Genomic DNA, 20,350 nt, shown 5'->3' with positions numbered 1-20,350 from the left:
CATCATACATCCAAATATTTAGATGCTTGTATCGGATGTGCCGGTACGGGGAGTACGGCATAGACGGTCTTCCCGTCCGGGCCGCAGGGGCCCTCCGAGTAGCGGTAGCCCCACTGGCAGGCCAGGTCGGCCACGATCCGCAGCCCACGACCACGGGTGGCGTCGGCGGGCACGTCACACTGTGGCCGGGGCGGGCGAAGTACGCGATCCCAGACCTCGATGAACAGAAGGTCCGCCAGGACCGTCAGGGTCAGCCTGATGAGGGCCCCCTCCTCCAGCAGGCGGCGGGGCCGGTCGCCGAGGCTGACCACTTCGAGCGCGTTCGTCACCAGCTCGGAGACGACGAGTTCGGCATCGAACAGGAAGTCCGGGTCCATGAAGCCCCACCCGCGAAGCGTCGCCGCGCAGTACGCCCGAGCGGGAGCCACCGCATCGGGCAGCGCGACCAGTTTGAGGGTTTCTGCCGGACTGTACTGGGTTTGAAGAATACTGCCGCTTATCCGGTCTACAGTCATAATGCGCCCCACTTTGCCATATACGCCGATAACTACTCGCCGAATTCCATTGCCACGTGAAATGCGAAACGAGTAGCCGCCCGCTCAGAATGCCGGTAACAATGCGTGCGGCGGGGAGGCTATGACGTGACGGTGGGTGACATACCGTGACGTCAAATCTATCACGTCGTCACAATTCAGCGCAGGGTGGCGACAAGTCGTCACACATTCTGTCGGGAGGAAACATGGGACGAGGCATCGAGCCCGGCGCGTCTGCACAAGCCCTGTTCGCGGCGGAGCTGGCCAGGCTGCGGCAAGAGTCCGGGCTGTCGCAGGTGGCGCTGGGTGTCCGCATCGGATGTCACCGAACGCTCATCTCCCATATCGAGCGGGGGACCAAGCGGCCGAAGCGTAATGTCGCCGAAGCACTCGACGTCGCCTTCGGGCTGACCAAGAAGCGGCATTTCACCGGAATCTACGAACGCATGATTCGCGAAATGGGCGCGATGGGATGGTTCGGCAGGTGGTTGAAGGTGGAGCCCCAGGCGCTTTCCCTCCGCTTCTGGGATCCGATGCTCGTACCGGGCATCCTCCAGACGGAGGCGTACGCCCGGGCGATCTTCTCGCGAGAGCCTGGCATTCCCCCGAGCGAAGTCGAAGTCCTGGTCACCCGGCGCATGGAGCGACGGGCGATCCTCGACCGCGAGGCACCACCGCGTATATGGATCATGATGGACGAGACCGTTCTCCATCGACCCATCGGCGGGCGCACTGTACTCATCGAACAACTGAGGTTCCTGCTGGAGATGGCCCAGCATCCCGGCGTGACCATACAGGTCGTGCCGACCGAGGCCGGTTGCACCCCAGGCTTGCTGAGCGCTTTCGCGCTCGCTCGATTCCCCCACGATGTCCAAGTCGCCACAATTCAGTCATCCGGTGACGGAATAGTGACAACCGAGCCTCGGCTGATCTCCCGCCTCACACTCCAATGTGACAGCATCCGGGAGGACACCTACTCCCAAAAGGAGTCATTGCATCTCATCGAGAAGGTGATAGAGCAATGGACCAGCTGAGCCAGGAATCCCCCATTTGGCGCAAAGCCACAGCAAGCGGCGGCAACGGCGGAGAGTGCGTGGAAGTAGCCACCAACATCCCCGGAACCATCCTCATCCGCGACAGCAAAAACCCCACCGGCCCCACCCTCCACATCTCCCCCACCGACTGGACCGACTTCATCACCCAGATGAAACACAGCTGCTAGGGAATCGAGCAATGGATCAAGCGAGCAGGGAAAGCCCCGTTTGGCGCAAAGCCACAGCAAGTGGTGACAACGGCGGGGAATGCGTGGAAGTAGCCACCAACATCCCCGGAGCCATCCTCATCCGCGACAGCAAAAACCCCACCGGCCCCACCCTCCACATCTCCCCCACCGACTGGACCGATTTCATCACCCAGATCAAAGAGGGCCATTAGTACGCCGGGTGTGCCTGTGGGCCTGGCCGGAAGGCCAGGCCGTGCAGTAACTAAAGGCTCTGGCCTTCGCTGAGTTCGATACAGGTGCCGGTCGCCCAGGCGAAAGCAGAAGAGAGGATGGCGGGGACGGCTGCGCCGAGGTCGTCGGGGGTGCCGATTCTGCCGAGGGTGATGGATCTGGAGGGCAACTCCTGGACCTCCTGGTGTGCATGACGCCGCCTCTGAGGGTGTTCACACGTCTCGTCAGGGCGGTGGAGAGGTTCAGGATTCGTCCGCCGGCAGGGGCGGCAGGCGCGTGAGGAAGTACGGTGCGTTCAGGTTCGCCTCGGCCAGTTCGTCGAACTGTTTCTCGGTCGTCAGCGTGCGCCCGTCGAGATCGACGACGACCGCCTCCCGCAGCGGCGGGCGGTCAGTGCTTGAGAGAGGTGCCGTACGGGAGTTCGCCGGACTCCAGTGAGACATCGGTGTTGGACAGGTCCACGGTCATACGCCACACGCCGTCGGCCTCCCGCCGCCAGGTGGTCACGGCGCGGGCGGTGATCGTGATGGGCTTGCCCTTCTTGGCAGGGATCTTCAGGATGGTGCGGCTCCGCATGTAGGCCAGGTCGCCGGAGGTGTCCTGTTCGTCGTGCAGGATGGTGCGCCGCATGCCCAGTTTCCGGGCCCGCGCGCAGGCCGATTTCCAGAACTCCGCGATGGCGGGACGCCCCACCACGGGAGCGGTGCCCTGGGCGATCAGCCGCGCGCCCTCGGCGTAGACCGAGGCCAGGGCCCGATGGTCGCCCCGGTAGAAGGCCTCCTCGAACTCACGGCCGAACCTCAGCGTCGAGTCGACGTCGAAGCGCGTCAGCGGGTGTACCACGGGGCGCGGTTTCGCGGCGGTGAGAGGGGACGCGCTCGCCGGCCCGGCGCCCAGGAGGGGTACGGCCGTGGCGGCGCCCACGGCCATGCCGGTCCTTCGCAGGAACCCGCGTCGATCGGAGACGTTGTCATGGGGCATGCCCGCTCCTTCGGATGGCGAGAAGTTTAGAATGGACTGTCCAGTCCAAGCTAACATGGGCCCCATGGGCCTACAACCTCACCAGCCACACGCCGACCGGGCCGCAGGCTCACGCCGGGGCAAGCCCATCAAGCACGACGTCGTCGTGGACGCCGCCCGGCGCGTGTTCCTGCGCCATGGCTTCACCGGCAGCGGCGTGGACGCGATCGCGGCCGAGGCGGGGGTGTCCAAGCAGACCCTCTACAACCACTTCGGCGACAAGGAGCGGCTGTTCCGCGAGGTCATCCGCGCCGCCCAGAGCGGCCCCGGCGATGAGCGCGAGCTCGCCAGGATGGCGGGCTCACTCGGCGGCTCCGACGACCTCGGCCGCGACCTGCGTGCCCTCGGCCGCCACTGGGTGGGCATGGTGCTGCAGGAGGACGCCGCGGCGCTGCGCCGGCTGATCATCGCCGAGTCGGGCCGCCACCCCTGGCTGCTGGAGGAGTGGACCCGGCCGGGAGCGGTCATGGAACAGGCGCTCGCCGAGGCCATCATCCGGCAGGCCGAACGGGGCACACTGGACGTCCCGGACGCCGCCCTCGCGGCCCGCCAGCTCATCCTGGTCGTGATCATCGAGGCGCTGACCCGCACCCAGTACGGCAGGCGCGCCCTGCCGGACGCGGAGGCCGCGGAGATCGTCGACAACGGCGTCGAGATGTGGCTGCGCTGCTACCGCGACCGCTCACGGGGGTGACCTGCCCGCATCTCGTACGTCATGACAGCGGATGCGCCCCCACTCGAACTGCGGGGGAGGCGAAAGTCTCCGGGGCGGGGCAGGACTCGCGGCGGTAGCGGCCTGGGGAGAGGCCGTGTTCGCGTTTGAAGGCGTTGCCGAAGGCGAACTCGGAGCCGTAGCCGACGCGTTCGGCGACGGTGGCGACCGACGCGTCGGACTCGCGTAGCAGGCGGGCCGCCACGGACAGGCGCCACCAGGTGAGGTAGGCCAGGGGCGGGCGGCCGACGAGGGTGGTGAAGCGGCGGGCGAAGCCGGCGCGGGACAGGCCCGCGTGGGCGCCGAGGGATTCGACGGTCCAGCGGTGGGACGGGTCGCGGTGGATGGCGTCGAGCGCGCGGCTGACCACCGGATCGGCCAGGGCGGCGGCCCAGCCGGTGTGGCCGCAGACGTCGCCACGGTCGCCGAACCAGGCCCGCAGGATGTAGAGCTGCAGCGTGTCCAGCAGCGAGGAGACCACGGTGTCCGCGCCCGGACGCGGGTCGGCGATCTCGCCGGAGAGCAGATCGACGGCGGCCCGCAGCTCGGGGTGGCGGCCGAGGGTGGCGGGCAGGTGGATCACGCTGGGCAGCGAGGCCAGGATGGGGTGGGTCCCGCCGCGGGCGAGGCGGTAGCCGCAGCACAGGGTGACGGTCTCGGCCCCCGTGCCGCCGAATCCGGCGGAGGCGAACAGCCGGGGCTCGCCGAGGGGGTCGCAGCCGAGCGGGACGAGAGGGGTGGCGGGGTCGTCGGCCAGGGCGTACGCGTCGCCGTGCGGGAAGAACACCACGTCGCCGACGCTCAGCGGGATCGGGTCGCCCTCGTCCGGGATGAGCCAGCAGGAACCGCGCAGCACGACCTGATAGCAGGCCGCGCCGGGGAGCCGCGGGAACCGATGGCCCCACGGCGCGCGCCAGGAGATCCGGGCGGAGGTCGGCCGCCCGGTCCGCATCAGGGCGACGACGTCGCTGAGCACGTCCACGCCGATGAGTCTAACGGCTGAGACTTTCGCGTATGAAGTCCAGATTTTCAAGCATTGGTCATCTCACCAGTGGTTCCTACGGTTGTCATCGACGACATCGGCCCCCGGAAAGGGACCCGGCGAAATGATCAAAGTGGGCATCATCCTGGGCAGCACGCGCCCGGGGCGCAACGGCGAGGCGGTCGCCCATTGGGTGCGCGACCTGGCCGTCAAGCGCGGCGACGCCGAGTACGAACTCGTGGACCTGAAGGACTACGGCCTGCCGAACCTCGACGAGGCGGCCGTCGCGGCGATGGGCCGGTACGAGCACGAGCACACCAAGCGGTGGTCGGCGAAGATCGGCGCTTTCGACGCGTTCGTCTTCGTCACCCCCGAGTACAACCACTCCGTCCCCGGCGCGCTCAAGAACGCCCTGGACTTCCTGTACGCCGAGTGGAACGACAAGGCCGCCGGCTTCGTCGGCTACGGCGCGGACGGGGCCGCGCGGGCGGTCGAGCACCTGCGGCAGATCCTCGCTCAGGTCGGCGTGGCCACCGTGGCGCAGCAGGTCACGCTCTCCATCCACCAGGACTTCGAGAACTTCACCGCCTTCAAGCCCACGCCCGCCCAGGAGGGCAGGCTGGCCCTCGTCCTCGACCAGGTGCTCGCCTGGGGCGGGGCCCTGCGGACCCTGCGGGGCTGACGCCATGGCCTTCGTGAAAGCGGCGGCGGCGTTCGCGCTGCTCCTGGCGTCCATGGGTACGGTGACCACCGCCCGCGCCGAATCCGGCGACATCGCGGACCGGCTGCGGGCCGTCCCCGGTCTGACCGTGACGGAACGACCGTCCACCCTGCCGGGCAGGCGGTGGTTCCACCTGCGCTACCGGCAGCCGGTGGACCACGACCGGCCGGGCGGGGCCTGGTTCGAGCAGCGGGTCATGCTCCAGCACCGCGCGGCCGACCGGCCGATGGTCTTCCACACCACCGGGCACACCGTGCCGGAGACCATGTTCGAGACCGAGCCGACGGCCATTCTCGGCGCGAACCAGCTCTCCATGGAGTACCGGTTCTACCCCGGCTCCCGGCCGGTGCCCACCGACTGGTCCAAGGCCACCATCCGGCAGGGCGCGGCCGACCAGCACCGCCTGGTCGTGGCGCTGAAGCGGATCTACCACCGCAAGTGGATCGGGACCGGTGGCAGCAAGGGCGGCCAGGCGTCCGTGGCGCACCGCCTGTACCACCCGGGCGACATCGACGGCACGGTCGCGTACGTGGCCCCCAACAACGTCGATGACGACGAGGACAGCGCCTACGACCGGTTCTTCCAGACCGTGGGCGACGATCCGCGCTGCCGTACCCACGTCAGGGCGCTGGCCAGGGAGATCCTGGAGCGGCGTACGGCCATGGTGGGCCTGCTGGCGGCGGAGGCGGCGGCGCAGGGCTGGACGTTCGGCCTGGTCGGCGATATCGACCGGGCGTTCGAGCACTCGGTGATGGATTACGAGTGGGGGTTTTGGGCCTACAACGACCAGTCCGCCTGCGCGAGCCTGCCTGCGCTGGACGCCTCCGACGAGGAGCTGTACCGCAGCTTCGACCGGGTGCTGGGGTTCCGGTTCTTCACCGACCAGGCGCTCACCCCGTACGTCTCGGCTTTCTACCAGGGAGTCAAGGAGACCGGCTGGCAGACGCTGTCGTTCCCGCACCTGCGTCCCCTGCTGCGCCATGAGCGGGAGTACGAGCCCAGGACGTACGTGCCGCGCGACATCCCGATCACCTACGACGGGACGGCGGTCCGCGAGATCGACGAGTACGTGCGTACGCGCGGCCACCGGCTGATGTTCGTCAACGGCGGCAACGACCCGGTGAGCGCGGAGCCCTACCGGCTCGGGCCGGGCAGCCGCGACTCGGCCGTCTACACCGCGCCGGGGGTCCATCACGTCTTCCTCGGCGAGGTGATCGGCCGGCTGCCCCGGGCGCAGCGCGACAAGGCCGTCGCCGACCTGCGCCGCTGGGCCCGATAAAGCCCGCCCGATCAGAGGATCTGCGCAGGGGTCTCTTCCGGTTCGGTTTCCGCCGGAGGGGGCTCGGCGCGGCGGGGTCGCCTGCGGACGCCGCCGAGGGCGAGCGCGGACAGCGCGGCGACCAGCGCGATGAGCAGGAGGGCCCCTTCCAGGGGCAGCGGGAACCCGAACACCGGCCCGCCGCCGGCCGCGCCCGGGGTGGCCGTGGGGGTGGCGGGCTGCCGGGCGGCGGCCTGCCGGACCTCCTTGACGACGCGGGGCAGCCCGTACCCGACCACCTTGCTCTCGTCGCGGACCTTGCGCTTGAGCCAGACCCGGTCGACGTTCCCCTCGATCGTGTGGATCTTGCCGTTCGCGACCCGCTCCACGACGCCGACATGGTCGATCTTCTTGTAGTTCTTGGAGCCGCCCCAGTCGAAGAAGACCAGGGCTCCGGGCTCGGGCCTGTCGGTCCAGGCCCCGTGCTGCTTGAACCAGACCGCGTGCGAGGGGGTCCAGGCGAACGAACCGACGTAGTCGGCGACCCCCGCGCGCTCGGCGGCCCACGCGATGGACATGTCGCACCAGGGGGCGTTCCGGTACTGCGGATCGCCGACCTTTTTCGCGTACCACGTCCCGAACTTGGTGTACTGCCCGCCCTTTTCCCGGTAACCGAGTTCCGCACGCATCACATCGAGCAGATTTCCGACAATCTGATCCACGGGGCGTGTGGTCTCCTCGCCTCGGCCACCATCCGCCATGACGGTAACTCGTGAAGCCCGAGATAACTAGACAAATGCCCATCCGCTATAAAACCGAGTCATTAGAGGGACATCAGTGGCGTAACCGCGCCCGCCCCGACCCCGAGAAGGACCGACAGCGCGGCGGCGGCGCACGCGATCCCCGCCGCCCACGGGTCCGGACGCGTGATGTCGCCGGCCGCGAAGAGCGGCCTGATCCAGCGCAGGTAGTAGAACAGGCTGATCACCGTGTTGACCACGACGGCCACCGCCAGCCACGGATGCCCGCCGTCCCAGGCCGCGCCGAGCACCAGCAGCTTGCCCGCGAACACCGCCGTGGGCGGGGTGCCGACCAGCCCGAGCAGGCACACGGTGAGCGCGACGGCGAGCGCCGGGGAACGGCGGGCCAGCCCGGCGTACGCGGCCAGGGTGGTCCGGCCGGTGGCGGCCACGACGGCGAAGGCCCCGAGGTTGGTGACGGCGTAGGCGGCGACGTAGTACAGCAGGGCGGGGGCGGCCAGCGCGCTCGCCCCGGTCACCGCGACCGGTACCAGCGCGTAGCCCGCCTGGGCGATGGTGGAGTAGGCGAGCAGGCGGCGTACGTCGTCCTGGTGGAAGGCGGCCAGGTTGCCGAGCGTCATGGTGGCCACGGCGACCAGCCCGAGCAGCGGACGCCAGCCGTACCCGGCCGCGCCGAACACCTCGCCGCCGAGCCGCAGCAGCGCCACCAGCGCGCCCGCCTTGGGCACGGTCGTGACGAACGCCGCCACGGCGATCGGCGCGCCCTGCGTCACGTCCGGCACCCAGAAGTGGGCGGGCACGGCCCCCGCCTTGAACAGCACCCCGGCCAGCAGCAGGACGGCGGCGACGGCCGCGGCGCCCGGCCGTTCACCGGCCAGGCCGCCGTAGGCGGTGGTGCCCGCCAGGCCGTACAGCAGGGTGACCCCGGCCAGCATCGGCACCCCGAGGAAGGCGCCCATCAGGTAGTACTTCAGCGCCGCCTCGGTGCCCGGCCCGTCCCTGGCGAACCCGGCGAGCGCGTAGCCGGGCACACTGGCCAGCAGGTACGCCGACACCAGCACCAGCAGGTCATCGGCCGCCGCCAGCGCGACCGCGCCGAGCGCGGCGAGCAGCAGCAGCGCGTACAGCTCCGCCTCGCGCGGGTGGCCGCGCGCCCGGCGGCGGGCGAGCACCACCACCGCGGCCGTCGCGAGGGCCACCACGACCCGCACGACGTGGGTCGCCGGATCGAGCGCCCAGGCCCCGAAGGCCATGCCGTCCGGCCGTACCGCCGCGGCCATCGCCGCGACCGCCGCCGCCACCAGGGCCGCGGCGCAGATCCAGGCCGCCCGCCCCTGCCGCTCGCGGGCCGAGAAGGCGCCGGTGAGCAGACCGGTGACCGCGCCGCCGAGCATCAGCAGTTCCGGCAACAGGTCCCAGGGGTTCTCGGTCACGGGCGGCCCGCCAGTGCCACGAGCGCGGCGGAGACCGGCTCGATGAGGTCGAGCAGCCACCGCGGGGCCAGGCCGATCAGCACCGACAGCGCGAGCAGCGGGACGATCGCGGCGGTCTCCGGCCACCGGGTGTCCGGCGTGACCGCGACCTCGCCGGGCGGTCCGAGGAACACCCGGTGCAGGACCCGCAGGAACAGCGCGGCGGTGATCAGGATGCCGGTCACGCCGAGCGCGCCCGCCACGACCGCGCCCGGCAGGCCGGTGCCGATGACCCCGGCGAAGATCTGGAACTCGGCGATGAAGCCGGAAAGGCCGGGCAGCCCGAGCGAGCCGAACGCGGCGAGCGCGGCCAGGGCGGTCAGCCGGGGCGCGGTGGCCGCGATGCCGCCGAGGCGGCGGGCGTCGTAGGTGCGGGCGCGGTCCCACAGCACGCCCGCGACCAGGAACAGCGCCCCGGTCAGCAGGCCGTGGCTGACCATCTGGGTGACCGCGCCGCTGACCGCGAGGACGCGCGGCCCGCTCGGCGCGGCCAGGCCCGCCGCACCGAGGGCGAGCAGGATGTAGCCCATGTGGTTGACGGAGGTGTAGGCGATCAGCCGTTTGACGTCGTCCTGGGCCAGCGCGACCAGCGCGCCGTACAGGACGCCTGCCAGGCCCACACAGATGATCACCCACGCGTACCGCTGCCAGGCCCCCGGCAGCAGCGGCATCGCGATCCTGGCGAAGCCGTACGCGCCCATCTTCAGCAGCACCCCGGCCAGTACGGCGGAACCCGCGGCGGGCGCGTCGGTGTGCGCGGGCGGGAGCCAGGTGTGCAGCGGTACGGCGGGCGTCTTGACCGCCAGCCCCACCCCGACCGCGAGCAGCACCACCGCCGCCGCGCCCGGCCGGTCGGCGAACGGCGGGACGCGGGCCAGGTCCACGATGTCGAACGTGCGCCCGCCCACGTACAGCCCGATGAACCCGAGCAGCAGGACCAGCGAGCCGAGGAAGGTGTACAGGAAGAACATCAGCGCCGACCGCGCCCGGTCGCCGTGCCCCCAGCCCGCGATCACGAAGTACATGCCGACGATGGACAGGTCGAAGAACACGAAGAACAGCAGCAGGTCCAGCGCCGCGAACAGGCCGACGGAGACCGTCTGGAGGAACAGGAACAGCGCCGCGTAGGAGCGGGAGACCGGGCCGCGCGCGGAGTAGAGCGCGCAGCACAGGAACAGCACGCAGGTCATGGCGATCAGCGGCAGCGACAGGCCGTCCGCGCCGATGTGGTAGCCGGCCGACACGGTCGGTATCCAGCGCAGCCGCGTCTCGTGCCCGATGCCGCCGGGGTAGGTGACCCACAGTGTGCTCGCGAGCGCCAGGTCGGCCGCCGCCGCGGCCGCCCAGATCGCCCCGGCCGCCCGGCCGGTACGCGGCAGCGCGAGGACCGCCGCCGCGGCCAGCGGCAGGAAGATCACCAGTGAGAGCACCCGGTCACCCCCAGACCACCAGGGCCAGGGCGGCGATGATGATCAGGCAGACCGCGGCCTGGGCCAGGTAGGTGTGGACCTGGCCGGTCTGCGGGCGTCTGGCCAGGGTCCCGAGGCGGCGGGCGGTGGTGGCGAGCGTGTGGACCGCGGCGTCCAGGGCGGGTTCGGCGCGGGCGCGGGTCCAGTGGGCCAGGGCGGTACCGAGGCGCGGCACGGCCCGCACCGCGCCGCCGACCACCCGGTCGTCGAACCGCGCGAGCGCCCCTGCCAGGGCGGTCATGGGCCGCCAGGCCAGCGTGAGGGCCGCGCGTTCCAGGCCGAGCCAGCCCGCGAACCCCGGGAGGCCGAGCGCGGCGTCCGGGCCGTGCCTTACGACCCGGGCCGCCGCCACGGCCGCCAGCACGCCCGTCAGGGCCAGCCCGGGGAAGGTGGGAGGCGGCTCACCGGGACCGGCCCCGACGAGCCGCGCCCACTCGCCGTACCAGAGCCCGACCAGCCCGAACGCCACGGCGACCACGGTGAGCGGCGGCAGCGGCAGCAGTTCCAGCACCCCGGCCCGGACCGTGCCACCATGATCGGGTGGCAGCCAGACCACCAGAACGATCCTGGCGGCATAACCGGCGGCCACCAGCACCGCGCCGAGGCAGACGATGTACAGCGCCGGTGAGCCGGCGGCGGCGAGCACGGCGTCCTTGGTGACCCACAGGGACAGCGGCGGCAGGCCGCCGAGGGCCGCCGCGCCGAGCGCGAAGGCCACCCCGAGCGGCCGGTGCAGGCGGCCCGCGCCGCGAAGTTCGCGCAGGTCCTGGGTGCCGAGCGCGGCCAGCCACACCCCCGCGCACAGGAAGAGCAGGCTCTTCACCGCCGCGTGCGCGACAAGGTGGGCCGCCCCGCCCGCGAGCGCGGGCAGCCCCGCCGCCAGCACCGCGAACCCGATCTGGGCGCTGGTCGAGGCGGCGAGCAGTTGCTTCAGGTCGGCCTGTGCCAGGGCCACCGCGCCGAGCAGCAGCGCGGTCAGCGCGCCCGCCCAGGCGACCAGCAGGGCGGCCCAGGCAGTGGCGGCCAGCAGCGGCTGGACGCGCAGCAGCAGGTACGCCCCGGCCGCCACCATGGTCGCCGAGTGCAGCAGCGCCGAGACCGGTGTGGGCCCGGCCATCGCCCGCGACAGCCAGAACGCGAACGGGAGCTGGGCCGACTTGCCCAGCGCGGCCAGGACGATCCCGCCCGCGACCAGGTCGAGCCAGGGGCGCGGGGCGGCGGCGAGCCCCGCGACGGTCAGCGAGCCGGTGCCCGCGAGCGCGCACCCGGCGGCGACGTACAGGCCGAGGTCGGCGGCGCGGGTGGTGAGGAAGGCGACGCCGCCCGCGCGCACCCGCCCGCCGTCCCGCCAGTCGAACGCGATCAGCGCGTAGGAGCACGCGCCCATGACCTCCCAGGCCATGAGCAGTACCAGCAGGTCGGTGGCCGTGACGGTGGCCAGCATGGCGGCGGTGAAGACGAGCATGAGCCCGAAGAACCTGCCGCGCGAGGCGCGGATCTGACCCGCCGCGTAGACCAGTACGGCGAGCGCGACCGCCGCCGTCGTCACCGCCATGACCGCGGCGAGCCCGTCCACGGCCAGCGCCGCCCGCAGGCCGCCCACCGACGAGATCGGCCGGGTCGCCGGCCGGGTGGCCGCCGCGTACATCGCGAGCAGCAGTGTCACCACCGCGACGGACACCGCGACCGCGGGCACCGCCCGCCCGCGCATCGGCAGCAGCGCCGCGCCCGCCGCCGCGGGCAGCCCGGGGAGCAGCCACAGCAGGTCGTTCATCCGCCCAGCTCGCCCGCGCCCTCGGTCATGTCCACGTCGCGGGCGCGGAAGACGGCGATGGTCACCGCGAAGCCCATCGCCATCTCCAGCGCCATCACGGTGATCGCGACCAGGACCAGCACCTGGCCGTCTGCGCTCACCGGGGCGAAGTAGTACCAGCTCGCCCCGGCCGCGACGAGCACCCCGTTGATCATCAGCTCCAGGCCCATCATCAGCATGACGATCGACTGCTGCGACAGCGCGCCGTACAGGCCGGTCGCGAACAGCGCGGCGGCCAGCAGCAGGAAGCCCTGCGCGCTCACCGGGACCGGCTCCGGCCCGCGGCGTAGCGCCCGCCGTGGACGGAGAGCAGCACGGAGGCGATCATGGTGGCCAGGATCGCCACGCCGATGATCATCATCACGAGCATCTTGTCCCCCATGATGGAAAGGCCGAGGGCGCGGGCCGGGTCGGCGGGGGGCGTGCCGCGGCGCGGCGGCGGCCGGACGGTCAGCGCCCCGGCGGCGAGCGGCACGAACACGGCGGCGGCGATGAGCACCGCGCCGCGCGGGTTGTGCACCATGGTCATCGACATCAGGCCGCCGGGGTTCATCATGAACATGATCATGAAGACGGCCATCACGCACATCTCCATGATCATCATCAGGACGACCAGCACGCCGAGGTACTGCAGGTCGATGAGCAGGAAGGTCAGGCCCACCGCCAGGAAGGACACCAGCAGCGCGAACGTCGCCCTGGCCATCGAATCGACCACGAAGACGGCGACGCCGCCCGCCACGGCGAGCGCGGCGAGGGCCCAGAAGGCGACGCCCGCGATCACCGGGCCGCCACCGCCAAAGTGGCGGTGACCAGCAGTTGCAGCAGCATGGCGGGGATCAGCACGAGCCAGGACGCCTCGGTGAACCGATCCATCCGCAGGCCCGCCGTACGCCGGCCGGCCCAGACCAGCAGCGCCAGCACGGCGAGCGCCTTGACCAGAGTCCAGGCCCAGGCGGGCAGGACCGGCCCCGCCCCGCCGCCGAGGAAGAACGGCACGGCCGCCGCGGCGGCGACCGCCAGCAGGGCGTACCGCCCGGCCTGGAAGATCAGCAGGTCGGGTCCGGACAGCTCGGCCCGTACGCCGCCCGCGACATCGACGCCCACCGGCGTGCCCAGCGGGCCCCAGAACGCCATCGCCAGCGCCGACAGCAGGTAGACCGCGAACGCGACCGGCATGGCCACCGCGAACCACAGCCCGCGCTGCGCCGCCACCACCTCGGGCACCCGCAGCGAGCCCGCGCCGGCCGCGACCGTGATCAGCGCGAACATGTGCGGCAGTTCGTAGGCGAGGCCCTGCGCCAGGAAGCGGTAGCCGCCCACCAGCGGGTAGAAGGAGTTCGCGCCCCAGCCGGTGAGCCAGAGCGCGGCCCACACCGCCGCCTCCATCGCGTTGAACCACACGATGCCCACGGCCATGTCGGCGAGCGGCCGTTCGCCGAGCGGTAGCACCGCCGCACCGGCGAGGGTCGCGGCGGCCAGGAGGGCGCACACCCCGGCGCGCGCGAGCAGGCCGTCGGCCGCGACGGTGTGCCGCCGCCGCTGTGTGAGCAGGCGGGCCGCCTCCCGCAGCGGCCCGGCCCAGCCGGTGCCCCTGGTCCCCGAGTCAAGGATCGCGGCGGCCAGCGCCAGTCCGGCGAGCGTGACGGTAAACGCCAGGATCACCCCCAAGGCCGCCGTCCCCCTTCGGTGCGGCACACGGATGCGCCACCTGTCAGAACCGCCCGTCCAGGAAAGGCGCGAGGGTCAGCCATGGCCGGTGACCGCGTCGGTGCGGGGGTCGAGGGCCGCCACGATCAGGCGGGCCGCGGCCAGTTCGGTGCCCGCCAGGAGGGCGGGCAGCCGGTCGAGGGTGCTCTCCCGTTCGGGGCCGTTGGCCGACAGTGGCGTGTCGTCGTCCATCCGGGCCAGGGCCGTGCCGATGGCGTCGAGTCGTCGCCCGGCGCGTTCGAGGACGTCGTACTCCCCCGCGTCGATGCCGCGCAGCATCCAGCGCAGCGCGCGGGAGCCGCGCACCCGGCGCTCGAACCGGGCGAACTCGGCGGCGAGTCCCGCCGCGGGCCGGTCAGCGAGCAGCCGGTCGCGCAGCGTCCTGGCCGCGCGGGCCGCCGCGGGCCACCCGGCCACCGCCAGCAGCCGGGCCAGGCCGTCCAGGCGTTCGGCTGCTCCGCGTCGTTCGGCCGCGCCGCGCGGGACGCGCTCGCCGCGCCGGGCCCGGTGCCACGGTTCGTCCCAGAACGGCTCGCCCGCCTCTGGGCCCGCCCCGACGACCTTGACCGTCGCCTCCTGGACGACATCGCCCTGCACCGCGGTCTCCACGACCAGCCCGCCCGGCCAGTCGGCGAGCACCGGCCCGAACGGCACGTGCAGCTCGTCCAGCCGCAGCCCGTCCCGATCCTCCCCACGCCCGGCCATCCCGCCCCCACCGGGCAGCTCCACACCGTCGCCATTCCGGGCCGTTCCGGCTCCACGGGCCAGGTGGGCCGCCGCCGCGTCCAGTGCGCCGGTGACATCCGCGGCCCCCGCGTCCGCGGGGAGGTCCGCTCGGGTGCGGGGGTCTGGCATGGCGTTCCAGACCTCCGCCACGGCGGTGGCCAGGTCTCCGGTGGCGGGCCCGCAGACGATCAGGAGGGAGGCCGACGCGGGCGCGGTGGCCGGGTGCCAGTGGCGGCGGGCGATCTCGCCCTCGGCGTGCAGGCGCGGGCGCGTGCCGTACGGCGTGGCCACCACCAGCGGCCTCGGCCCCGCCCACCGGGCGAGCCGGCCGCTCAGGCCCACCGCAGCGCCCCCTCGCGCCAGACGTAGACGACCCCCGCCATCAGCAGCCCGAGGAACACGAACATCTCGACGACCGCCATGGTCCCGACCTCGGCGACCACCAGCGCCCACGGGTACATGAAGACCATTTCCATGTCGAAGGCCAGGAAGACCAGCGACACGGCGTACCACCGGACGTGGTGGCGGGACATCGCGTGCTCGGCGGGCCGCGCGCCGGACAGGAACGGCCACGCCGCGAGCGGCCCCGGCCCGCGCGCGACGGCGTACACCCCGGCCATGCCCGCCGCGAGCAGGCCGAGCGCGGCGAGCACGCCGGGCACGGGTGCTTCCATGGTCCCCCCGGCAGGTCTGCTGCCTGCCGTCGTTCCCTGCGGCCGTCGCCGCAACCGCCCGGCCGGGCTAAGAAAACCCCAGGTCAGCCCGTACGAGCACCGCTGTCGCTGCGCGACCGGCCGCGGCGGCGCAGCCGCACGGCGAGCGCCACCACGCCCCCGCCCAGCCCCGTGTACACCGGCAGATTGCTCACCCCCACCGGACGGCCGGTGATCAGGGCCGTCGTGAGCGCGATGACCTCGGAGAGCACGATCCCCAGGATGAATCCGCCGACCAGCCCGGCCAGCGTCACACCGAACGTCCTCACAGCCCCTCCTTCGACCGTCGTTACATAGACAGCCTACATGTAGAGAGCCTACTTATGGCGCCCGCGTGCGCCACCGATCGCGGCCACGGCGGCCAGCGCGGCGATCCCCGCCCCCGCCGCGGCGACCCAGCGCCGCTGCCGGGCGATCCGCCGCTCCACCTCCACGTACGGGACGGTGCTGAAGGAGACCAGCTCGTACTGCGAGACGTACCGTCCAGGCAGCAGCCGCTCCAGCGCGTGCTCCACCTTCTTCTGCGCCAGGAACACCCGCGAGGCGACCTTGTCGCGCATCTCCACGAAGTTGGCCAGGGCAAGTTCGGCGATGGTGTCCGCGTTGCGCTTGCGCCGCTCCTGGTACAGCGGCAGCGCGGCGGCGAAGTCGTCGCCGGTCTCGGCCAGGCAGCGGTCCAGCTCCACGCAGTCCTCGAACCCGCAGTTGGCCCCCTGCCCGTAGAACGGCACGATGGCGTGCGCCGCGTCACCGGCCAGCGCGGTGACGGCCGCGCCGCCCGGCACCACCCAGGGCGCGCACCGGATGGTGACCAGGTGCCCGGTCGGGTTGCGCAGGTAGTCATCGGAGAGACCGGGCATGAGGGCGAGCGCGTCCGGATAGCGTTCGGCGAACAGCGCGGTGATCCGCTCGGGCGTGGTCAGGCTCGCGAAGTCGGCCTTCGGCCAGAACAGCGTGCAGGTGAACGAGCGGTCGGGGTTGGGCAGCGCGATCATCATGGAGTGCCCGCGCGGCCAGATGTGCAGGGCGCCGGGGTCCATCGCGAACCCGCCGTCGGGCGCGGCCGGGATGACGAGCTCCTTGTAGCCGTAGTCCAGGAACTCCTGGCTGTAGTCGAAGCCGGGCCTGCCCTGCAACGCGGCGCGCACCGCGCTGAAGGCCCCGTCCGCGCCGATGATCACCGGAGCGGTGGCGGTCACCGTGCCGGGCTCGCCGGGCGTCTGGAACACCATGCGGCCGGAGTCCACGTCCATGGACGTGAGCCTGTGGTCGAAGCACAGCCGTACGCCGGGCAGCGCCGCCGCCGCGTCCAGCAGGGTGCGGTTGAGGTCGGCGCGGCCGATCGAGTTGATCGCCCGGTCCCGGTCCGCGCTGTAGGGCTGGAAGGTCAGCTCGCCGTCCACGGCGTGCATCATCCTGCCGGGCATCGGCAGCGCCGTGTCCAGCACGACCTTGTCCAGGCCGACCCTGCGCAGCGCGTCGATGCCGCGCTCGGAGATGGCCAGGTTGATCGACCTGCCCCGCTCCGCGCCCGCGCGGCGGGGGTCGGGACGCCGTTCGTACAGTGTCACGGCGTGCCCCCGGCGGGCCAGGAAACACGCGAGCAGGCAGCCGACCAGCCCGGCGCCGACGATCGAGACCTCCACGGCGAACGCTCCTATCGTGATCGATATCCCCGTGTTACGACGCGGCGGCGGAGAAGTCCAGAGCGAAGTCAGGACAGCAGCCGGAAGATCTCCTCGATCATCGCCTGCCAGATGGCCGATCCGGGGTCGATCACGTCGAAGTGGCCGCCCGGCCGTTCCAGCAGCACCGCCTCGTCCCCGGCGGCGCGGGCGGCACGGGCGTGCCGGCGGCCCACATCGACGAAGTCTGCCTCGTCGCCCCTCCCCTGCACGATGAGCTGCGGTACGCCGAGCGGCAGCCGGTCGATCGGGCTGGCCTGCGCGTACACCTCCGGCAGGTCGGTGACGTGCCCGCCGAGCGCCATCGCCACCGCGCCGTTGCCCATCCGGCGGCGGTCGCCCTCGGCGAGATCCAGGACACCGGCCAGGGACACGGCCAGCGCGACCCGCCCGGGGGCGTCGGCCGCGGCGCGCAGGGCGAGCGTCCCGCCGGCCGAGTGCCCGAGCACGACCAGCGGGCCGGACCCGGCGGAAACGGCCGCCAGCCCGGCGGCCACGTCGGCGGTGGTGGCCGCCCAGCCGTGCGCGTCAGGGCGGCGGTACTCCAGGTTCCAGACCGGGAACCCGCGTCCGGCGAGGTCCACGGCGGCGGCGTCCATGAGGTCGGCCGCCCAGATCGAGCGCCAGAACCCGCCGTGCACGAGCACGGCCACGGGCGTCTCCGCGCCCGCCCGCCGCGGCTCCGCGGGGAGGCGCACGTCGGCCCACTGGTCCGGGTGCCCGCCGTACGGAACGCGGCGGGCCGGGTGCCGGGTCCGGTGCACGGCGTGCCGCAGCGCCCAGGCCAGGCCGTCCAGCCCCCGGCCATGGATGTGCGCGGCCCCGTCCGCGACCCGCGCGGGGCCGGTGTGGTGCAGGTCGAGCCAGACCGTGCGCGCGGCGTGCGGCCCCGGTTCGGTCATCAGCTCCCTGGCCTCTGCCAGCGGGCCCGGCAGCACCACGTACGCCTCGGCCGGGGTGGTCAGCAGCGCCCGCAGCGCGGGCGCGTCGCTCGCGGCCAGCACCTGCCCGCTCGCCGAAAGGCGGGCCGGCTCGGCGGCGGCGATCTCCTCGATCAACCTCCGGTCGCCCGGCGCCTCCGGGCCGATCAGCACAGTCACCCGCACTTTGCGGAGTCTCCCAGGCGTCCCGCGGCCCCGCAAGGGCCGACAGGCCCTGCGCATAGGGCGATTCAGCGATACTGATCTATGGCACTGCGGCCGGGAAGGCGTTAGCGTCGGCGCATGCGCGGCGTTGAGATCACCGGAGAACGACTGCGGCTGCGCGAGGTAGACCACGGCGACATCGATGCGTTGCTCGCCGTCTATGGAGACCCCGCCGCCACCGAACACCTTCCCTTCGACCCCAAGACCCGAGATCAGGTGCTCGGGATGATCGATGAGGCGCTGGCCGCGGCGTCAGGTCCGGAGCCGCGCCTGTTGTACCTGCTGGCCGCGGTGGAGACCGACAGCGGGAAAACGGTCGGCGTGGCGCGGATCATGGTCGAGGCCGAGCATCCGCACAGCGCGGAGATCGGCCTCGGCCTGCGTCCGGATCACTGGGGCCGGGGCATGGGCACCGATCTGGTCCGCCTGGTGTTGCAGCTCGGGTTCAAGCAGCTCGGACTGCACCGGATCTGGGGCGCCCGCGCTCCGGCGAACACCGCCGCCCAGCTCGCCATGCTGGTCGCCGGAATGGTCGAGGAGGGGCGGATCCGGCACCATGTCCGGGCCAAGGGCGAATGGCGTGACTCCATCGTTCACTCCGCGTTGGAGGATGAATGGGAAGGTTTTCGATCCCGAGGGTAGTTACATCTCTGGAACGCTTCAGGACACTTGGAAAGGTACATATTCATGCTTTTCGGTAAGGAGCACGTCGAGCGCTATCAGGCGACGGACGGAGCCGAGGGACACGATTGGAACGGTACGACGGTCCTTCTGCTCGCCACCACCGGCCGCAAATCCGGCAAAAGGTACATCACTCCACTCATCTACCAGCGGCACGGCGACGATTACCTGATCGTCGCCTCCAATGGCGGCTCGGACATCCCGCCGGACTGGTACCTGAACCTCCAGTCCGCCTCCGAGGTGGAGGTCCAGGTGCTGGCGGACAGGTTCTCGGCGCGGGCCCGTACGGCCGACCGGGAGGAGAAGCCGGAGATGTGGCGCACGATGGCCGCCACCTGGCCGGACTATGACGAATACCAGAAGAAGACCGACCGGGAGATCCCGATCGTCGTGCTCGAACGCGCGTCCTGACGACCCGACCGGCCGGGCGGCGGTCCGCACCCGAATGCTTCGCAGCAAAGCGAAGCATCGGTGGATCTGATAGGCATGTGCGAATGATTCGAGTGAGACCTCTGGTGGTCGCCGCCGCCCTGCCGTTCGTGGTGGCCTGCGCGCCCGCCGTGACGGACGGCGGGCCGGTGACGAGGGCGGCAGGGCCGGCGAGCGGGAGCGCGCCCGCCGTGGCCGGGCGGGCCCCCCACGGCGCGGGCACGACCCCCATGGCGGCGCGCGGGCCGCGGCCGAAGATCCCACGCGGGACGACCGCCGGATACGTCGTCTTCGACCGGCAGACCGGCCGCACCGCGCTCCGGCACGCCGAGCACCGCAAGTTCAGGTCCGCCTCGGTGGTCAAGATCCTGATCGCGATCGACCTCCTGGAGAGCGGCAAGCCCCTCTCGGCCGCGGACCGGGCCCTGCTGAAGAGCATGCTGCGGGCCAGCGACGACGACGCGGCCACGACGTTCTGGCGGCGCGGCGGCGAGCGCCGGATCATCCAGCGGACGGCCAAGCGGCTCGGGCTGAAGGACACCCTCCCGCCGCCGATCTACAAGCCGGGCTTTTGGGGATACACCTCGCTCAGCGCGTCGGACATCGTCACCACCTACCGCTACCTGCTCGACCGGGCCGACCCCAAGGTGAGCGAGCTCATCCTGGGCCATCTGCGCAAGGCCGCCAAGTGCGGCAAGGACGGCTTCGACCAGTCCTTCGGCATCCCGAGCGCGGTGCCCCGCCCGTTCGCGGTCAAGCAGGGCTGGTCCGGCTTCGGGACGACCCCGCCGGTGCGCTGCCGTGAAGGGTCCGGCGGCGTGCGCGGAGCCTTCGCCGGAGCGCTCAGCGCGGTCCCGGCCGGACGTTCGGCCTCCCGGCTGGACCAGATCGTGGTGCCCGACCTCGGACGGCCCGTGCTGCACACCACCGGGCTGGCCGGCAAGGGCGAGCGGCTGGTGATGGTCCTGCTCACCGCCCACCCCGCGGGCACCTCCTGGCAGGAGTCGGTCCGGCGCACGACCGACCTGACCAGGCAGATCCACCGCGCCGCCTCGTGACCCTGCGGCGGC

Annotated in this window: 24 protein-coding genes; 9 read left to right on the top strand and 15 right to left on the bottom strand. The window is 72.0% G+C overall.

Annotation, left to right across the window (positions count from 1 at the left end; all coding sequences use genetic code 11):
• Nucleotides 1-2 precede the first annotated feature (2 nt).
• A complete protein-coding gene (locus DP939_RS30925) occupies nucleotides 3-515 on the bottom strand; it encodes an ATP-binding protein (RefSeq protein WP_147268204.1) in 513 nt (170 codons plus the stop codon).
• Nucleotides 516-739: 224 nt separating this feature from the next.
• On the opposite strand from DP939_RS30925, the gene DP939_RS30920 reads away from it, so the two are divergent.
• From DP939_RS30920 to DP939_RS30910, 3 genes are read left to right on the top strand one after another with little or no spacing between them, the layout of a single operon-like run.
• A complete protein-coding gene (locus tag DP939_RS30920; RefSeq protein WP_113984357.1) occupies nucleotides 740-1,567 on the top strand; it encodes a helix-turn-helix domain-containing protein in 828 nt (275 codons plus the stop codon).
• Complete coding sequence (locus tag DP939_RS30915) at nucleotides 1,555-1,755, top strand: DUF397 domain-containing protein (RefSeq protein WP_113984356.1); 201 nt, start codon at nucleotides 1,555-1,557, stop codon at nucleotides 1,753-1,755. Before DP939_RS30920 ends, DP939_RS30915 begins: the two co-directional genes overlap by 13 nt.
• Before the next feature lie 11 nt (nucleotides 1,756-1,766).
• Nucleotides 1,767-1,967 (top strand): DUF397 domain-containing protein, encoded by a 201-nt coding sequence (locus DP939_RS30910; protein ID WP_113984355.1) that lies wholly within the window; start codon nucleotides 1,767-1,769, stop codon nucleotides 1,965-1,967.
• 409 nt (nucleotides 1,968-2,376) lie between these two features.
• Here the strand turns inward: DP939_RS30910 and DP939_RS30900 are convergent, their stop codons facing one another.
• Nucleotides 2,377-2,967: a YybH family protein gene (locus DP939_RS30900; RefSeq protein WP_158578768.1), complete on the bottom strand. Its 591-nt coding sequence runs from the start codon at nucleotides 2,965-2,967 to the stop codon at nucleotides 2,377-2,379.
• Nucleotides 2,968-3,031: 64 nt separating this feature from the next.
• On the opposite strand from DP939_RS30900, the gene DP939_RS30895 reads away from it, so the two are divergent.
• Nucleotides 3,032-3,700, top strand: coding sequence for a TetR/AcrR family transcriptional regulator (locus tag DP939_RS30895; protein ID WP_158578766.1), 669 nt, complete (start codon nucleotides 3,032-3,034; stop codon nucleotides 3,698-3,700).
• A gap of 19 nt (nucleotides 3,701-3,719) precedes the next feature.
• Here the strand turns inward: DP939_RS30895 and DP939_RS30890 are convergent, their stop codons facing one another.
• Complete coding sequence (locus tag DP939_RS30890; protein ID WP_113984352.1) at nucleotides 3,720-4,700, bottom strand: AraC family transcriptional regulator; 981 nt, start codon at nucleotides 4,698-4,700, stop codon at nucleotides 3,720-3,722.
• Nucleotides 4,701-4,824: 124 nt separating this feature from the next.
• On the opposite strand from DP939_RS30890, the gene DP939_RS30885 reads away from it, so the two are divergent.
• Nucleotides 4,825-5,382, top strand: a complete 558-nt coding sequence (locus DP939_RS30885) for an NADPH-dependent FMN reductase (protein ID WP_113984351.1) — start codon at nucleotides 4,825-4,827, stop codon at nucleotides 5,380-5,382.
• A gap of 4 nt (nucleotides 5,383-5,386) precedes the next feature.
• Nucleotides 5,387-6,700, top strand: a complete 1,314-nt coding sequence (locus DP939_RS30880) for a S28 family serine protease (protein WP_113984350.1) — start codon at nucleotides 5,387-5,389, stop codon at nucleotides 6,698-6,700.
• Between the two features lie 11 nt (nucleotides 6,701-6,711).
• On the opposite strand, the gene DP939_RS30875 is transcribed toward DP939_RS30880, so the two are convergent.
• The 12 genes from DP939_RS30875 to DP939_RS30820 all read right to left on the bottom strand — a co-directional run bounded on the left by DP939_RS30875 (nucleotide 6,712) and on the right by DP939_RS30820 (nucleotide 18,131).
• Entirely contained in the window at nucleotides 6,712-7,401 is a 690-nt protein-coding gene (locus DP939_RS30875) for a CHAP domain-containing protein (RefSeq protein ID WP_225878609.1), read from the bottom strand.
• 101 nt (nucleotides 7,402-7,502) lie between these two features.
• Entirely contained in the window at nucleotides 7,503-8,873 is a 1,371-nt protein-coding gene (locus DP939_RS30870) for an NADH-quinone oxidoreductase subunit N (RefSeq protein ID WP_225878608.1), read from the bottom strand.
• Nucleotides 8,870-10,342 carry a complex I subunit 4 family protein gene (locus tag DP939_RS30865; RefSeq protein ID WP_113984349.1) on the bottom strand — a complete coding sequence of 491 codons (1,473 nt, stop codon included), beginning with the start codon at nucleotides 10,340-10,342 and terminating at the stop codon, nucleotides 8,870-8,872. Before DP939_RS30865 ends, DP939_RS30870 begins: the two co-directional genes overlap by 4 nt.
• 4 nt (nucleotides 10,343-10,346) lie before the next feature.
• Nucleotides 10,347-12,155: a proton-conducting transporter transmembrane domain-containing protein gene (locus DP939_RS30860; RefSeq protein ID WP_199565524.1), complete on the bottom strand. Its 1,809-nt coding sequence runs from the start codon at nucleotides 12,153-12,155 to the stop codon at nucleotides 10,347-10,349.
• The gene (locus DP939_RS30855) at nucleotides 12,152-12,457 is read right to left on the bottom strand and encodes an NADH-quinone oxidoreductase subunit NuoK (RefSeq protein WP_113984348.1); all 306 of its coding nucleotides are present in this window, start codon (nucleotides 12,455-12,457) and stop codon (nucleotides 12,152-12,154) included. The genes DP939_RS30860 and DP939_RS30855 overlap by 4 nt, the downstream gene beginning before the upstream one ends.
• Entirely contained in the window at nucleotides 12,454-12,975 is a 522-nt protein-coding gene (locus DP939_RS30850) for an NADH-quinone oxidoreductase subunit J (RefSeq protein WP_225878607.1), read from the bottom strand. The genes DP939_RS30855 and DP939_RS30850 overlap by 4 nt, the downstream gene beginning before the upstream one ends.
• Nucleotides 12,972-13,856: an NADH-quinone oxidoreductase subunit H gene (locus DP939_RS30845; RefSeq protein WP_225878612.1), complete on the bottom strand. Its 885-nt coding sequence runs from the start codon at nucleotides 13,854-13,856 to the stop codon at nucleotides 12,972-12,974. Before DP939_RS30845 ends, DP939_RS30850 begins: the two co-directional genes overlap by 4 nt.
• Nucleotides 13,857-13,937: 81 nt before the next feature.
• Nucleotides 13,938-14,969 (bottom strand): hypothetical protein, encoded by a 1,032-nt coding sequence (locus DP939_RS30840; protein WP_113984346.1) that lies wholly within the window; start codon nucleotides 14,967-14,969, stop codon nucleotides 13,938-13,940.
• Complete coding sequence (locus DP939_RS30835) at nucleotides 14,960-15,301, bottom strand: NADH-quinone oxidoreductase subunit A (RefSeq protein WP_113984345.1); 342 nt, start codon at nucleotides 15,299-15,301, stop codon at nucleotides 14,960-14,962. Before DP939_RS30835 ends, DP939_RS30840 begins: the two co-directional genes overlap by 10 nt.
• Nucleotides 15,302-15,384: 83 nt before the next feature.
• Complete coding sequence (locus DP939_RS30830; RefSeq protein ID WP_113984344.1) at nucleotides 15,385-15,609, bottom strand: DUF5957 family protein; 225 nt, start codon at nucleotides 15,607-15,609, stop codon at nucleotides 15,385-15,387.
• Between the two features lie 48 nt (nucleotides 15,610-15,657).
• Nucleotides 15,658-16,986, bottom strand: coding sequence for an FAD-dependent oxidoreductase (locus tag DP939_RS30825; RefSeq protein ID WP_199565523.1), 1,329 nt, complete (start codon nucleotides 16,984-16,986; stop codon nucleotides 15,658-15,660).
• A 68-nt stretch (nucleotides 16,987-17,054) separates the two neighbouring features.
• Nucleotides 17,055-18,131, bottom strand: a complete 1,077-nt coding sequence (locus DP939_RS30820; RefSeq protein WP_199565522.1) for an alpha/beta hydrolase family protein — start codon at nucleotides 18,129-18,131, stop codon at nucleotides 17,055-17,057.
• A 117-nt stretch (nucleotides 18,132-18,248) separates the two neighbouring features.
• Here DP939_RS30820 and DP939_RS30815 point away from each other — a divergent pair, with 117 nt between their 5' ends.
• The 3 genes from DP939_RS30815 (at nucleotide 18,249) to DP939_RS30805 (ending at nucleotide 20,338) form a co-directional block, all read left to right on the top strand.
• Nucleotides 18,249-18,812 (top strand): GNAT family N-acetyltransferase, encoded by a 564-nt coding sequence (locus tag DP939_RS30815; protein WP_113984341.1) that lies wholly within the window; start codon nucleotides 18,249-18,251, stop codon nucleotides 18,810-18,812.
• Nucleotides 18,813-18,857: 45 nt separating this feature from the next.
• Entirely contained in the window at nucleotides 18,858-19,262 is a 405-nt protein-coding gene (locus DP939_RS30810) for a nitroreductase family deazaflavin-dependent oxidoreductase (protein WP_113984340.1), read from the top strand.
• 92 nt (nucleotides 19,263-19,354) lie between these two features.
• Nucleotides 19,355-20,338 (top strand): serine hydrolase family protein, encoded by a 984-nt coding sequence (locus DP939_RS30805; RefSeq protein ID WP_199565521.1) that lies wholly within the window; start codon nucleotides 19,355-19,357, stop codon nucleotides 20,336-20,338.
• The last annotated feature ends 12 nt before the right edge of the window (nucleotides 20,339-20,350 follow it).

It is taken from the genome of Spongiactinospora rosea (genome assembly GCF_003315795.1).
GTDB lineage: Bacteria > Actinomycetota > Actinomycetes > Streptosporangiales > Streptosporangiaceae > Spongiactinospora > Spongiactinospora rosea.
The sequence above is the reverse complement of the archived record's forward strand: the minus strand, read 5'-3'. Positions and strand labels throughout refer to the sequence as shown.